Below are 16879 nucleotides of genomic sequence, written 5' to 3'. Positions count from 1 at the left end.
CGCCGCACCGGAAGACAGTGTCTGCGCCACCAGCGCGGCACCGGTAGCCGCGTTCATTGCCCCCTGCGCCTGCAGCTCGCCAATGCCCATCGCCCCGCCGCTGCGAAGCTGCGCATCGCCGCCGACCATGGCAGTACGCATATCCAGCGCCCCGGCCGCCGCAACGTCCAGCGACTGCCCGATCACCGCCTGGGCCAGGCGTACATCCGCATCGCCTTCGAGGCGCGCATCGCCATCGGCCACCAGATCGCCGATGGCGAGCAGCCCACCTGCCGTGGCGGCCAGATCGCCCCCGCTGCGCAGCTGCTGAACATCCAACGCACCCGACACCTCCAACTGCATCGCCGCGCCGGAAGACAGTGTCTGCGCCACCAGCGCGGCACCGGTAGCCGCGCTCATTGCGCCCTGCGCCTGCAGCTCGCCAATGCCCATCGCCCCGCCGCTGCGAAGTTGCGCATCGCCGCCGACCGTGGCAGTACGCATATCCAGCGCCCCGGCCGCCGCCACGTTCAGCGACTGCCCGATCACCGCCTGGGCCAGGCGTACATCCGCGTCGCCTTCAAGGCGCGCATCGCCATCGGCCACCAGATCGCCGATGGCGAGCAGCCCACCTGCCGTGGCGGCCAGATCGCCCCCGCTGCGCAGCTGCTGCACATCCATCGCACCCGACGCCTCCAACTGCATCGCCGCGCCGGAAGACAGCGTCTGCGCTACCAGCGCAGTACCGCTAGCCGCGCTCATGGTGCCCTGCGCCTGCAGTTCGCCAATGCCCATCGCCCCGCCGCTGCGAAGCTGCGCATCGCCACCGATCCTGCCTTGGCCCAGGGTAAGTCCGCCGGCGCTGGTCACGACGGCATCCGCGCCAGCCTCCAGGTAACCGATGTCGGCGGAGGCCGTCGCCAGCCGGACATCGGTTGCCGCATCCAGCAGATCCGCCTGCAGGTGCGCGTCACTGTGCAGCAACAGCGCACCCGATGCGGCAACCACGTCACCCACAGCACCCCCGTTGGGGAGGCGCAGGTGGATGTCACCGTGATCGCTGCGTGCCAGGACAAGCCGGCCGACATCGACCGTGAGGGCCTGCGCGTCACTGCCGATTCCGTCGCCCGCCTGCAGGCTGGCCAGCACGTGACTGCCGCCACCGACATTGACCGCGGCATCCCCATTGGAGTGGATACGACCGTCCGCCTCGAGCATCACGTTGCCGGTGGCCGCGGTACCGGTCACGGCCAGCTGGCCCACGCTGATATCCGCGCTGGAACGCACCGCGACCACCCGGCCAGCACTCAACTGGCTTCCGGCGCCCATCGCGAAGCCGCCCGCGTCGATCTGCACGCTGTCGCCGGCGCTGACCTGCGCGCCTGCCGCCAGCGATGTGGCCTGCAGCGAGAGCAGCTGCAGGACCTGGTCAATGGCGGCATCGCCCAACTGCAGGCCGCCGCCCGCGGCGACATTGGCGGATGCTGCGCGCAGGTTGCCGATGCGGACATCCCCCATCGGGGCGCTGACAATCGCGTCCCCCGCGGCCTGCACCGAAGCCAGGTCGGCACCGTTGTACCCGGTGGCGCCCAGATCGCCACCGGCCTGCAAACGCACTGCGCTCAGCTTGCCCGCCGTGCTCAAAAGCTGCAGGTCGCCCCCTGCGGTAAGCGTGCCGATCGGCATATCCACGTCGCTGGAAAGACGCACCTCGCCCCCTGCCGCGCCATCCAGCCGACCGCCGGCAACGATGCGCACGGCCAGCGAACCGCCGTCCTCGTCGCGGATGTCGTCGCGCACGGCGAGCTGGATGTCGCGCCCGGTCAGCGTGCTCACGCCCTTCAGGTACGACAGCAGGCTGCCGCCGCCGACGTCCAGTACGACGTCCTGGTTCGCCCTCACCAGGCCGATACGCAGGTTCCCGTTCTGCTGGGCCAAGCGCACGTGTTCACCGGCGTTGGCCAGCAGCAGGCGGCCGTTGATCTGCACACGCAGCGGCTGACCATCGTGGCCCATGATGCTGCGCAGGGCGCTCAGGCTGAGGTCCTTGCCGACCCTCAGAGTCGCACCGGCCGCACTGCCACCGGTATCGGTGATATCGCCGTCACTGCCGATACGTACATCGCCACCGGCGTCGAAGCTGTTCAGCGCCAGTGACGTGCTGCCATGCAGGTAGGCATCGCCCCCCACATCGGCCTCGATCCCGCCCGTGGCTGCCAGCACCACCGGAGCCGTGCTGCGGATGCGCAGCGAGACCACCACGGCACCGCCGCGCACCTGATCGGGCGTGAGCACATTGCCGGCCGCGTCGAGCATCTGCACATCGCCCGGCGTGGTCGCAAGCCGCATGGCCAGCATCGCCTCGGCACTGAGGTTGCCGCTGTTCACGTCGGCCAGGCTGACCGTGTATTCCTTGTCCAGCCGGCCCAGGTCATCGCGGGCATGCAGGCTGACATTGCGCCCGATGATCACCGGTTCGGCATTCAGGGCTGAACCGGTGGAGGGTTCCAGCGCATTGGCGTTGAACACGTAGCGCAGCTGGTCCTGGCTCCACTGTGAGTCAGCCGTCATGCCATCAAGAAGCGCTGCCTTGCGTGCCGCGACCATCGCGCTGTCGCCACCGCTGGCAGCCAGCTCATAGCGGTACCCCGCGTTGAAGGACGCGAAGATCGCTTCCTGCTGCCAGCCGCTGCCGAAGGCGTCGGTGAACACCGTTCCCAGACGGTTGAAGCGCTCGGCGAGGTAGTCACTTACCCCTGCATCGTCCAGGCTTCCGCCCCGCGCGGCTTCTGCCATGGAGCGGAACAGGTTGATGGCAGTGCCACCGGCCAGGTAGCGCCCATCGACGACACTGCCCAGCGCGTGGAGCTGGAAGTACTCGGCGTAGCTGGCGTCGACCTGGCTCTGGTAGCTGACGATCGACTGCTGGCCGCCGCCCTGGAACAGCTTGAGGTTGTCGCGCAGGCTGGCCAGCTGCGCTTCGTTGAGGAAGCTGGACGAGGCGCGCTGGGCGCCGCTGTAGATCGAGCCCGAGGGTGCCTCGATCAGCACGTCACCGGCCAGCGACTCGATGCGCTGTACCCAGAAGTCGCCGCCGAGGTCGCGCAGCGCGATGTCACCGGTCGCCCGCGCCGAGATGAGCCCACCCTCCAGCACGCCGTCGCTGCGGGTACGCTCGCCGGCATCGACCACCAGGGGCCGGGAGAGCGAGCCGATGGCACCGTAGACGCTGTCCAGGGTGATGTCGGCACCGATGATCGACGCAGCATTGCCGGTGGCCGCACCTTCAATGTCGTACTTGGCGCGCAGCCACACATCGCCATGGCCGGTGCCACTGCCGGCGTTGATCAGCACCTTGGCTGCCGAATCCACGTCCAGCGCAATGTCACCGCCCGCACGGGCCACCAGGTTGCCGGCAGCCACGGTGGCGCCGTTGGCGTTGGTGTAGGACACCATCTGGACATCCAGCGGGTTGGCGGCTTCGCCGGCCTGTGCGCCGACAATGCTGCCGATGCTGCCGGCCGCGTCGAGGGTAAGCTGGTTCGTGATGATCCTGGCGTCACGCGATGCGCTGACGATGCTGCCGTTCTCGCTGGTCAGGAAGGTCCGGCCATCGGTGTTCTTCAGAACACCATTGATACGGATGGTCTGGCCGGAGTCGACGTCGAGCAGGCCTGCATCGTTGGCGCTGAAGTTGATGCCGATCCGGTTGTCGGCCTTGGCCGTGTTGGTGACGACCAGCGTGCCACTGCGCGGAGCGCGCTGGTACCAGCTCGTGCGCCACGTGCCGCCGTCATCGAACTCATTACTGCCGGGGAACCCGTAGTTGTAGCGGCAGCCACTTTCGTTCTTCTTTTCGCAGCGGTAGTTGACGCGCGAATTGAGGTTGCTGCCGAAGTCGCCGGTCAACTGTGACTCGAACACCGCCACGCCGCCTGCCTTGTTGCCGTACGTGACGCTGGAAGTTTCCCACTGCTGGCCGTTGAAGACGGTGTTGTTGTCCCTGTCCACCCAGCGCCAGTTCTCAGCAGTAAGCACGCCGTTGTCGGACTGGATGTTGCGCGCGATGCGGGCCGTCTGTGTCCAACTCGCAAACATGCCGGCGCGCGGGTCATACGCGGTCGTGTTGCTGAGGGCCGATACTCCGGGGGCATCCCAGTTCAGGGCATTCACTCCGCCCTGATAGCCCTTCACGTTGCCGTTGCCGTCGCGCAGATACCACGACGCGGTATTGAGCTCACGGTCGCGGATGGTGATCTGCCCGGGCGCCCCGTTGCCGACCAGGATGTTGCCAAGCTGCAGGCCCACATCGGCCAGGCCATTGTTGATGACCACCGAGCCCTTGCCACTGACCACATTGAGCGAGCCGGCGGTGGATGTGCTGACGATGCGGCCATCGAGGTAGATCGAACCGCCACCGTTGGCCGAAATGTCCGGCACGATGAACTGGCGGTTGAGCGAATCGTATTTCAGGGCGATGCGGGAAGAACCTGCGCCGGATTTCGCCACGAACATGGCAGGCACATCGAAGATGCCCTTGCTGGCCTGGTTGTCCTTGCCGTCGATCCAGGCGCGCAACGCGCTGCTTTCGACCAGGATTGCCGAGTAATCCACCGGCCGGCCGGCCTTCAGCGCGACATTGACGTCGATGTAGTTGGCCGTGATCTTGATGCCACTGCCGGCGTTCACACCGCTGCCCGTGCTGGGCACCTGGCCAAGGCTGGCGTTGCTGACGTCGTCGGGCTGCGTGGTGAGAAGGGTGCGCAGATTCCGGGCATTCACCTTTGGCAGGTAATTGGTGTCCTTGTGGCTGTACCGCGATACCACGCCACCGTCGTAATACTGCCCACCCAGCGCTGAAGCGGTGCAGTCCTTGTCGCCGATGCGATAGCGGCATGCACCAAACACCAGGATGCTGGGGTTGTTGACGTCGTTACCGGTGCCATACAGCAGATAGTCGGTCAAGCTCATGCCAGCGGCGGCGGCCGCTGCGCCGTACTTCGCGTTGGCGATGTACGCCGCGGCGTCGTCGGCATTGGTGATGCCAGATGCCACGCTGTGGCGTGCCCACAGCGCGCTCACCACACTGCCGTACCAGTTTTCCGAGCCCCGGTTGTAGCCGACCTCACCGTTGGGCGCATTGATCGTCACGCTTTCGGCGAGCTGCTCGCCCCAGCTCTGGATGTTGCCGAGCGCGTTGTACATGTCCAGCTCGCCGCCCGTGACCGAGATCAGCCCGCCCGCACCGATCGCAGCGGTGCCGGTGGTCGCCTCGTTGCGGATGCTCACCAGCGCATTGCTCTGGCCCGGGTTCTGGCTGACGCCGATGCCCAAGGCCTGGTTGCTGTTGCCGGTGAACAGCACGTTGCCGCCGCTGTACTCCGGTACCAGGATGTCCCCGGCCAGCAGCAGGTTGTCGGTACTGCGGTTGGTGATGGTGATCTTCGGCGCGCCCTTGGCGGTGACCGAGCCGCCACCGCGGATGTTGCGGCCATACAGGATCACATCGCCGCCGGCCGCATACAGGTCGCCGATGGTGTGCGTGTAGAGCGCGTTGCCGGCGATGGCATCGAAATCGTGGATGCCCGACGCGTTCAGTCGCGCCTTCAGCGCGCTGCTGAGCTCGCGCTGGGTATCGAACGGCAGCACATCGCCGCCCGCGCCGCTGCTGGTCAGCTTGCCATTGGCATCGATCAGGATATCCAGCACGTTGTAGCGCCCGGCAACGACGCGGCCATCGATCAGCACATCACCGCGGGTGCTGCCACCACTGCGGCTGTCGCGCACGGTGACGGGAATGAACCCTAACTGGTAGCCGGTGGCGGCGCCATCGGCGTTGCGGAAGACATTTTCACCGTAGGCACCGAGCGACACGAATGCGCCGCTGAGCAGCTCACTGCCCGCAGCCAGAGCGGTGCTCGCGTTGCTGTCCACCGTGGAGGACGCCGAGGAATCCGGCACCGCGATCAGCCCGCGGCTGTACCCCTGCGAGACCGCATTGGCGGCCAGCCGTGAGGTCCAGCCATTCATGCCGTCCTGGCCAGCGGAGACGAAAGCGTTGTGCAGCGATTCCAGCTTCGCGCCGCGGCCGACATTGACCTGCTGGTCCATTGCCAGCGCCACGTCCGCGTCGGAGATGCCGACCGCGGCCAGCACACCCCAGGTGTTCACCAGCGCGGTGGCGCCGATGTCGGTCGCGGCGTAGGTGCCGACGTTGAGCATGTAGCTGCTCTGCAGGCGCGCGTCATCGCCGATGTTCACGCGGTTGCCGAGCACCGCATTGGTGCGTGCTTTGACCACGGCGGCATTGATCGCCCCGCCGGTGGTCAGCCCCGCCCGGTCATCGGTGTTCGCACGGGTGTTTGCCACGATGTCCAGCGCGCCACCATCGCCCGGCGTCGGTGCGACACCGGCACGCAGCAGGGCGCCCTTGCCGATATCGATGGTGCTGCTGCCATCCAGCCGGGTGACCACCTGTGCGGCACTGCCACTGAGGACACCGCCGCCGGCCGCGCTGGCGGCAAGCTCGCTGCCCAGCGTGCCGGTGTAGTTGTTATCGGTGCGCAGCACCAGCGATCCGGCCGAGACAATCTGGGCATCCTCGTCCACCAGCAGCCCGACGGTCGCGTCCGCACGGTTGCTCACGTTGGCGCCACTGGCGTTGAGGACGCCTGCGCTGGTGCTGTTCGCGCTGCCCGCGTAGTGGCTGTCGTGCAGCGCCCGGGCGTCAAGGCGACTGACATCCAGCACGGCGTTGCGGCCGATGGACAATTGCGTGGTGCTGCCGGTGTGCGTCGCTGCCAGCGCCGCGTTGCCCGCAATGAGCCCGCCGGTGCCCGCCGTGGCGTTGGCGCGATTCTCGTCCTTGCCGCTGGCGGCGAGCGTGGTGTTGCCTGCGTACAGCAGGCTCCCGGCCCCCACGGTGACGCCGGTGGTCGCCGCGGAACGCGCGTTGGCATCGACGACGCCAGCGGCCAGCAGCCCCGCCACGCTCAACCCGGTGGCATCGGCATGCTGATTGCTGTTGTTGACTGCGCGCATCGCGATCGTGCCGCCGCGCGCGTAGTCGGTGATGTTGTTGATGGAATAGGCCTCACCCTGCACCACCACGTTGGACCCAAGCGCTGCCTGCACCGCGTTGGTACTGGCAGCGGTGGCGAAGGCGCCGGCGCCGGCCAGATACAGGCCACCGGAACCGGCGACCGCGCGTGCATCCACGCTCCCGCCGTGGACGCTGGCCAGGACATCCAGCCCACCGCGGTTGGACAGCACCACACCATTGCCTACATGGGCGTCCACCTTGGCACGGGAGGTGGCATCAGCGACCGCCGCACCGACCGCCAGCCCGCCGGCCAGTGCAGCACCGAAGGCCTCGGCCGAGACCTGCGGGGTGGCCTCGGCATGCACCTCAATGCTGCCGCCCACCCCGGATACGCGTGTCCGCTCGCCCAGCCAGGCGCGCACGTCGGAGCCATCGTCGGCCAGTGCGACGGCGGCGCTGACGCCGGCCAACACGCCACCGGCCGCACCCCACGCGCCTGCATGCGCGCCGCCCAGCGAGCTGGCGGCGAAGGTCACGTTGCCAAAGCCGGCCAAGGTACTGTCGTTGTGCAACCACGCCTGGACGTTGGCGTTGCGTGCCGCGGTTGCAACGACCGCACCGGCCGCGAGTGCACCGGCCGCCATGCCGGTGGCTGTCACATCCAGCGTGCTGGCATCGCTGGCACGGACCGCAAGACCCTGGCCCTGGCTGCCTGCCTGCAGGTCACCGGCCACCGTGGCCGATACCGTCTGTTCCAGGCGCGCCAAGCCGATGGCCGCACCGACGCCCACCAGGCCGGCACCGCCGGCATAGACGTCCAGACTTGCGGCCTTGCCTGCGCTGCCGTCGCCGGCGTTGGCGAGCACCGCGATGGAACCGGCCCGCGTGGTGTTCGCCGCCAGCACCGCCTCGGTGCTGCCATACAGGCCGGTCATGCCGAATGCGCCGCCCACCCCGAGGCCACCGGCGCCGAGGCCACCGACCGTGTTGCGGCTGCTCATCAGGGTCTGCGCGCTCACCTCAAGCGCGCGTGCCTGCACGCTGCCGCCACGGATGCTGGCGCTCACCAGGTCCCCACGACCCTGCAGACTGCCGATGTCCACCTGGGCGCGGCTGTTCAGCGCGCCCGCGCCCTGCCCCCCCAGGGTGCCGTCCAGCGCGGCGGCGTCGATCTTCTGGCCATTGCCCAGCTGCTTCAGGCTGGCAAAGGTGCCCCCCAGTTCCGTATCACTGTCACCGCGGTCGCCAATGCCGGCCAGCAGCAGCCCGGCAGCGCCGCCGATGCCGGTGGTGGCGCCCACGCCAGCCGTCACGGTGACCATGTCCACCGCGCGATCGGAGACGGCATTCACATCGATGCTGCCCGTGGTCGACAGCGTGCTGTCTTCCACGGTGGCCTTGACGGTGCTGCCAAGAATGGCCACCGAGGCGCCCGCACCTACACCGCTGCCGGCGATGCCCACGCCCACCGCACCGGAGTACGCGGACAGCCGCAGGATATCCTCGGCCACCACCGCCATATCGGTGGCATCCACCGAGGCCTGGGTGACCAGCGCACGGGTGTCGTTCTGCAGCAGGTGCACCTGTGCCATGCCGGCGATGCCGGCGGCGCCGGCACCCGCGCCGCTCACCGCCACGCCGTTGAAATCGGAGCGGCTGCGCGCGTTCACGTCGAGGTCGCGTGACACGAAAATGTTGGTCGCGCGCCCACGTTCGCCCACCTGCGCCAGCGTGGTTGCGGTGCCCATGTTGACCAGCGCGGTGCCGGCCACCGCCGCGCCACCCCCGACGGCGCCTGCGCCGCCCACCAGCGAGGCGGCGTTGTCGCTGTTGGCGTTGACCGCCAGGGAGCCCGCCCGCAGGGTGCCGCCCAGCACGCTTGCGCGGGTATCGGTGGTGAAATTGTTGACCACGCCGGTGGCGGCGCCGCCGGTCAGGCCTGCGGCCGCGCCGACCACGATCGCCAGCGCGTTCTGGCTTGCATTGGCCTCCACGGTCACCGCGTCGGCAGCCGACAGGGTGACGCCCTCGATGCTGGCGCTGGCGTGGCTGTCGAACAGGTTGGTCGAGAGCGCGCCCGCCCCCGAGAAGACGCCTGCGCTGGCAGCGATGCCGGCCACATAATTGGCCGAGGCCACGTGATGGCTGGCGCGCACATCCACGCTCTGCTCCGCTGCGGCGAGACCTGCGCTGTCCTGGTCGGGGTCGCTGCTGGTGCCCAACCCATGCTGGTTGATCCGTGCGTCCTTGATGATCGCGGTGGTACTGCCGGCGATGTCGTTGACGGCCGCCATCACCGCCACCGCACCACTGGCGATCGGGGTGGTACCCAGCGCGCCACTGACGCCGATGGTCCTGACCTGCTGGCGCGTGGCCGCATTGACCGCGATGCCATGCACGTCGATATGGCCAGTGCTCAGGTCCACGGTATCGAAGGCCATGCCGGCGGCGTCGGTACGGGTGCTGTGGGTATTGCCCGCCGTGCGCCGGCCACTGTCCACGCCTGTCAGCGCATCTCCCAGCCCCAGCGCGGTCACGGCAGTTCCGGCACCGGTGATCGCCGCCTCGGTGCTGCCATCCACCAGGTTGACGACGGTCCCCAGGCCGATGCCCGCGTTGACGCCCCCGCCGACGCTGCCGGCGTACACGTCAATCTGCTGCGCCTGCGCGGCGAGCACGCCGACGTTGTCCTGTGCGAGGACATTGGCGCCTGCTTCAATCCGTGCCGAGACGGCGCCCTTCATCCGGTTGACCGCCACCGAGGCTGCGCCACCGACCGCGCCGCCGCCGCCCAGGCCAGCGGCCACGGTGCGGATGCGGTTGCCCTGTCCGCCGGCCGCACCGGACGCATCGGCCTGCACCAGTAGATTGCGGACATCCAGCTCCAGCGCGCTACCGGACACCACCGCCGAGGTAGTGCCGCCGATATCGTTGTAGGCCACTGCCGCGCCCACGCCCACGCTGCCGCCGACCGCTGCGCCACCCGCCAGCGAATCGATGCTGCGCTCGTCACGGGCGCTCACCTTCACATCGGCCAACGCGTTGTGCAGGCTGCTGTCAGTAAGGCTGGCCTGGGTATCGGAATGGATCAGGTTGGTGGTGACACTGCCGGCCACCGCGGCCGTGCCCGCCCCCGCACCGGACACGGCCGCGGTACGCACCAGGCTGCGGTTGGCCGCATCGATGCTCAGCGCACTGGCGCCGCCCAGCGTGGCATTGTCCACCACGGCACGGGTACGGCCGCCGATGTCGTTGACGCTGCTGGCTGCGCCGATGCCTGCCGTCCCCCCGGCCGACAGCGCGCCCCCCAACGAATAGGCCGCACCCGAGGTGTCGGCGCTGACGGACACCGCACCGGTGATGCCACTTCCCTGCCCGGTGACACCCCGCAGGCGGGCCTCGGTGAGGGTGTCGATCAGGTTGGTGGTGTTGCTGCCGGCAATGGACGCGGTGCCCCCCAGCGCACCGGCAATGGCGAGTGTCTTGGTGGTGGCGGCCGACGCCGCACTGACATCCAGCGCAGTACTCACCTCCAGCGCGGTTCCATCCACCTCGCCCAGCGTGGTATCGCCGATGGTGGCCACGTTGATCGCCGCGCCGATGGCGGCGGTGCCGCTGCCGGCGACCGCACCGGCCAATGTGTGGATACGCGATTCGTTGCTGGCGGCCACCTGCACGATGCCTGCCTGCACGCTGCCTTCCCGCAATGCGGCCTCGGCATGGTTGTCGATCATGCTCCAGCCCACCGAGCCTTGAATGGCGACATTGTTGGCTGCGCCTGCGGCAACCGCACCGGACAGGATCCTGGCGGCATTGGCGGCCTCGACATCGACCCGGCCAGTGCCAGCGGTCAGCTGCGCATCATCGACCAGCGCCAGCGTGGTGTTGCCGATGTCATTGATGGTCAGCGCCGCACCCACGGCGACCTTGGAGCCCAGCGTTGCCGCCCCCGCCAACGAGCCGATGAAGGATTCGTCGCGTGCCTGCAGCTGGATGCTGCCTGCGTTGAGCTGTGCGCCATCCCGCGGCACCTGGCCCTGCGCGTCCGCCAGGCCACGGCCGACCAGCACCGAGGTGGTGTTGCCGATGGCGTTGTAGGACGCACTGCCCACCCCGGTGAAGTTGCCGGTGCTGCCGCCAATGCCGGCACTCACTGCCAGGATGTCGGACTGGTCGTTGGCGGTGAGTGCGATGTGCCCGGCATCCAGCGTGGCATCGTTGACCGAGACGGTATGCGTGTTGTTGATGGTGTTGTAGGCGAAGGCCACCCCGGCATTGTTGCCTCCCACCTGGACCATGCCGGCAACGGCGATGATCGAGCTGCGGGCATTGTTGCGACCCGCCGCATCTACCCGCGTATCGTCAGTGCTGGCGGTATCGGCATTGGGGTCGACCTCGATGGGGCCGATCCCGGCGCCACAGTAATCGACCGCAAAGCCCGAGCCGCAGCCGTCGCTGGTGCCACGCAGGTCGTCGATCGTCGCCGTCCCGGCGAAGGCTTCGATGTCACCACTGGCAGTGATGCGGCTGCCGCCGTCAATGCTGGCGGCGGTCTGGCTGGCGATCTGGTTGACCAGCACCGAACCGGCGATCGCCACGCCGTCGCTGCGCGTGGACGCGCCCCCACTGGCAGCCGCCGCCACGATCCGCGATGCATCGGCCGCACGCACGCGCACGTCCTGTACGCCCTCGATGTCGGCACCACTGACTGACGCGCGGGTGCTGTCGCCCACTTCGGCATACGTCACTGCCGCCCCCAGGCCGGCCTTGCCACCCGCATACAGTGCACCACCCCCGTTGGCGATCTTCGAGGCGTTCACGGCCTTGACATCGACATCGGCGGCCGCGCCGCTCATGCCGCGGATGGTGCCCCCGACGATGCTGGCGGCCGTATCGTTGTGGGACATCGCCACGGTCGCCGAGATCGCGCCGGCACCGGCCGAGCTCTGGTTGGAGGAGGCATTCACGCCCACGCTCAGCCCGACGTTGACCTGTTCGCTTTCGTTGCGTGCGGTCACCGTGACGGTGCCGGCATCCTCCACGGTACTGTCGCGCAACTGCGCGGTGGTCGTGTTCTGGATGTCACCGTAGGCCACGCCACCGGCCAGCGATGCGCTGCCCTGGGTGTTGTCCGACCCGGCCGCGGCCACCGACAACGCGCCGCTGACGCTGACCAGCAGCGTCTGGTTGGTCGCGGCAAGATCCAGCTTCAGGCCCTTGCCGCTGTTGTCCTTGACCACGGCCGAGCTGATGTCCGCCTTGGTGTTCTGCCGGGCACGATTCACCGTCGCACTGCCGGACAGGGCGATGCCGAACTTGGGTTGCGGCGTCTGCGCGCCCTGCCCCTGCCCCGGTGCTGCATTCCCACTGCCCAGCAGGCCCTTGGCCTTGTCGAAGTACGCGGTCAGCCCGGCGCTGCCGTTGCTGTCTGCCTTGTTGGCCATGCCTTCCAGCGCCGTGACCTTGCCGAGCGCACGGGTCTTGAGTGAATCCAGGAAGCCAGGATTCTCCGCATTCTGCTTCGCCGCCAGCTCATCCTGGGCCTTCTGCAGCTGCTCGGACGAGCTCTTGGCGACTGCGCCGGCTGCGGCCACTGCACCGGCCAGCCCGCCGCTGGTGGCGTTGACCGCCAGCTCACCCGTGGTGACCGCGCCTACCGGCCCCGTGCTGCTGCCGGTGGCGAAGGCTGCAGGCACCGCACCGATGAAGGCGCGGGTATCGGTGTCCAGCTGCTGGTAGGCAACGCTGGCCCCCACCGACACACTGTCGCTCATCGCAACCGCGCCGGCCACGGACCACACGAACAGGTCTTCATCGGCACGCACGCCAACCGTGGCGGCACGGATGTCGGCACGGTTGCTGATACCGGCCAGCGTGGTGCTGTCCAGGTCGAGCGCGGTGGCCGTTCCGCTGACACCGATGCTGCCGCCCTGGCCTGACTGCAGCGCCAGCGCCACCACGGTTTCTTTGTTGTCGGCCTGCACTGCCAGGCTGCCTGCACCGGCATCGACGCGGACGCCATCATGGATGATCGCCGCCGCCGTGTTCTGGTAGTCGATATAGCCGACGCTGCCGCCCAGGGCAGTTCCACCCTTGCCGACGTTGCTGTCCTTGAGGTTCTTCAGGGCAAGATCACCGGCCGCGTGCAGCCCGGTGACGTCGGTGTTGGCGCGCACGGTGGTGGTGGCGTCAAACGTCCGGCTGCGCGCAGCGCCGGCATGGTCCTCACCCTCCAGCGCGGCGCTCCACGCCGCGGTGCTGGTGTCGCGGGTGGTCAGCGAGGCACCGGCGGCGACATCGGTACGTGCGCTGTTGGTGGCCTTGAACCAGCTGACCGCGCCCCCGATGGCCACTTCCTCGGCCGAGCCCCGCGCCGCCGCGTACGAGGCGAACAGCTCCGATGGGTCGGTGATCAGGTCCTTGGCGGCGGAGATCGAGGCCTTGAACGCGTCGAAGCTGCTGAAATCCGGGACGGCACCGGTGAGCGCACTGAAATCACGCGGCAGGCGTACGTCCGACGACAACCCGATGCGTTGCGCCGCGAGCTCGGCCGAACTGCCCACCAGGGTCCGTGCCTCATGGGTGAGGTTGGCGATATTGACCGCCCCGGACAACGCGAACGCTGAACCATCCGCGCTCTTGCCCTTGGCCAGCACATTGCTCATCGCATGGTTGCCGATCTGTGCATCGGTTACCTGGCTGTCGACCACGATCGCGCCGGCGCTGTCGACCTTGGTGCCCGCGCCGATGCTGGCGGTGGCCGCATGGTCGCCGTCGACAACGCTGATCGCCCCGCCGAGGCGGAAGGGCGACGCCGTGGTCGGGGTCGTCGCCGGCGGCGTGCTGCCGCCTTTCTGGCTGCCGGTCAGTTTGGCGATGGCGCCACCGATGCCGGCGCCGGCCAGCGACTGCGCCACACTCATCAGCCCATCGCTGCCGCTGCTGATCGCTTCCACCTGCTCCTGGCCCGGCAGCGGTTCGCTCTTCGGGCCGGTAATCAGCGTGCTGGTCTTGTTGAGGCGGGTGATGCTGGCCGCCTGCACGGTGACGTCGCCCGCCATGGTGCGGGTATCACGGTCCAGGCGTGCTTCGGCCGCGATATCCTGCAGACTGATCGCGCCGGCCAGGCCGACCGCGCCATTCTTGTCGGCGCGCGCCGTGGCGGAGGTGTCCAGAGAGACCGCGTTGACCGCCGAAACGTTGACGCTGGCGGCGTTGAGCGCTGGCCCACCGGCTTCAATCACCGCGCGGGTGTCAACGTTGACGTTGCTGATCGCCGCCGTGAACGCAGCGGTCGTGTTGTTCACCGCGAACGATTCGGCCGCAAGCTTCAGCGTCGTATCGGCATCGGCCTTCACCGCCACATCGCCGCCCGCCACCAGCGTTGCGCCCGAGCGCACGATGGCTTCCGTGGTGGCGTTGATCTGCGCGTATGCCGCGCCCAGGCTGAGCAGGTGCTTTTTCGGAATGGGGTTGCCATTGGCATCCTTCACCGGGTCGCCGTTGGCATCGGTCACCACATCGCCCTTCTCGTACGTCTTTCCGGCGGCCGAATTATCGATGGCCTGCCGGGTGCTGGCGTGCAGCGTGATGTCATCGCGCGCGGTCAGCGCCGCGCTGTCCTTCACTTCCACCCGCGCCGTGGTGGCGCCGTGCAGGAACGAGATCTGTTCCCCCAGCAGCTTGTCCGCCCCCAGGTTCACCAGCGCATCGCCGAGGTCCGTGAGGTTGCTGGAGTCGGTGACGCTGTTGACGAGGTCGGCCTTGATCTCGTCGAATACCGCACCGTCCTTGTCGTAGCCGGAATCAATGACCGCAAGCGCGGTCAACTCGATATCGTCCGCCTCCAGACGTGCGTTGCCGCCCACCGTCACCGAAGCATCGGCACTGCGCACGCCCAGCCCGGTATCGGAGATCGCCGCCGCGCGCAGCTGAATCCGGCCGCCCTCGTTGACCAGGACCAGCGGCTGCGAGGCGCCGGTATTGACGGCCGCCTCGATGCCCTGCAGATCGCCATTGGCATCGCGCGGGCCGGCCGGCACGTACAGCGTACCGGTGACATCAATGGCCCTGGCCTGTACGCGGATGCCGTTGCGTGCGTTCACCGTCCCGTGCAGCTCCACCGTCTTGTCGGTGAGCTGTCCCGGCGTCAGCGTGCCGTACATCAGGGCATCCAGGCTCTCTCCGGCGCCGAGGATGTCGCTGGCCGTGGCGCGGTTGGCCGTGGCCACCGACAGCGAGCCGACATTGAGCACGCCACCGTTGCCGACCACCAGGCCATCCGGGGCGACGAAGAACACCTTGCCGCCCACCGCATTGGTCGATTCCAGCACGCTGTTGAGGTTGCCGTTGATGTACGCACGCGCGTCGGTGACCAGGTTGACCAGGTTGTGCACCTGTTGCTGACCCTGGGTGGGTAGCACAAGATCAACGGTCTGGCCGAGTTCCACGCCGAACTGCCGGAAGGAGTTGAAGGCGACCTGATTGCCGGCCGCGCCCTTCACTGTGCCGGTGGTCACCTTCCAGTGCGGATCGTTGCCCTGCCGCGTCACGTGGGTGTCGGTGCGACCATCGGTGACCATCGCACTGCCGTCATCGCCGGCGATCACGCTGCCTGGCAACGCCAGCCCCAGCACGGAGCCGATGGCCACGGCCAGTCCGGCAGGGCGCAGGCGATGGGGACCCAGCTGCGCGTTACGCACGGCGGAGGACAGGCAGGACGAAGGGTCGCGATGGTTCATGGCAGGCTCCGGGCAGTGGCTGGCGGGGCAACCGCGGGCCAGCAAGGGTCGCGGCAAGGCATGCGTGCCTTGCCGCTCGGTGGCGTTACTGGGAAGGGATCAGTGCGTTGCGGCAGCGGCTGGACGGCTGTCCAGCGCGCGGCTGAGCAGCTCGACATTGCCCAGCGAAAGCAGATGGGCGTAGATCAGCCCAAGATCGCCCGAACGCGCCAGATCCTGGAGCGCCTTGCCCTTCAATTCGCGCAGCTTCTGCTCATCGACCACAAAGAAGCCATCCAGCGAGAAGCCCTCGCCCAGCGCGGTCTGCACGTTCACCTGCCGCGGCACCAGCAGCCCATGGCTGGCCAGCGCCGCACTGAAGGCACGCGTACGCGCCAGGTGTACCTGGTATTCCTGCAGGAACTGCAGTGCGTTGCTCAGCAGCGGGCTGTCCTTGCCCTCGTCATCGAACAGCGGCGCACCTTCCTCACCACCTTCGCGGATACCCGCATAGGCCTCATCCAGGCACACGGTGAAGTCGCTGCCCTTCTCATCGCGTTCGGCAAGCACGAAGGGATAGCGGCGCAGGAACGCCGGGACATAGGCCCCTTCGGCCCAGCTGCCCTGCGCATCGACCATCAGGTTCTGGCCGGCGCGCAGGCCCAGCAGTGCGGCAGGCACCACCGCGTCGGCGCTGTTGCCGGCGAACAGGATCGGGTATTCGCGGGCGACCGGCGCGAATTCCACGCAGGCCAGCGGCACGGAATTGAGCGCGGTGGCGAAGGCGAAATCGCCTGGGGTGGCCACCACGCGGTGGTTGCGATGGGCAACGCGGTTGAGCTGGATCGGACGTTCGTAGATGAGCAGCTGCTTCATGGTGGTTCCCCCTGGAGTGCAAAAAGTGCCCCTTTGCCTAACAACCGTGGAAAGCAGCCCAGCCCCATCAGTCAATAGGCAACTCATCACACTTTTTTAATGAACGCGTTCACAAACCCCCGGCGCCACGCGCCATCGGACCTGTACGCCTTCCCGCTCCATGAAACCCATCCCCATCCCCATCCCCATCCATCGCAGCGCGCGCCGTCGTGGCGCGCCCCGTCTTCCGGGCCCCCCCGGCCCGCCCCGCCATTGCGCGTCC

At 68.2% G+C, this 16879-nt stretch carries 2 protein-coding genes; both read right to left on the bottom strand.

Going from position 1 to position 16879, the window contains the following annotated elements:
• Positions 1–15762, bottom strand: a 15762-nt coding sequence (locus QMX81_RS16885; protein WP_282263200.1) for a leukotoxin LktA family filamentous adhesin, incomplete at its 3' end; no start/stop codon positions are given.
• A gap of 99 nt (positions 15763–15861) precedes the next feature.
• Positions 15862–16617, bottom strand: a complete 756-nt coding sequence (locus tag QMX81_RS16880; RefSeq protein WP_152151424.1) for a SapC family protein — start codon at positions 16615–16617, stop codon at positions 15862–15864.
• Positions 16618–16879: the final 262 nt, after the last annotated feature.

The sequence above is a fragment of the Stenotrophomonas sp. PS02301 genome (genome assembly GCF_029959485.1).
GTDB lineage: Bacteria > Pseudomonadota > Gammaproteobacteria > Xanthomonadales > Xanthomonadaceae > Stenotrophomonas > Stenotrophomonas maltophilia_Z.
The sequence above is the reverse complement of the archived record's forward strand: the minus strand, read 5'-3'. Positions and strand labels throughout refer to the sequence as shown.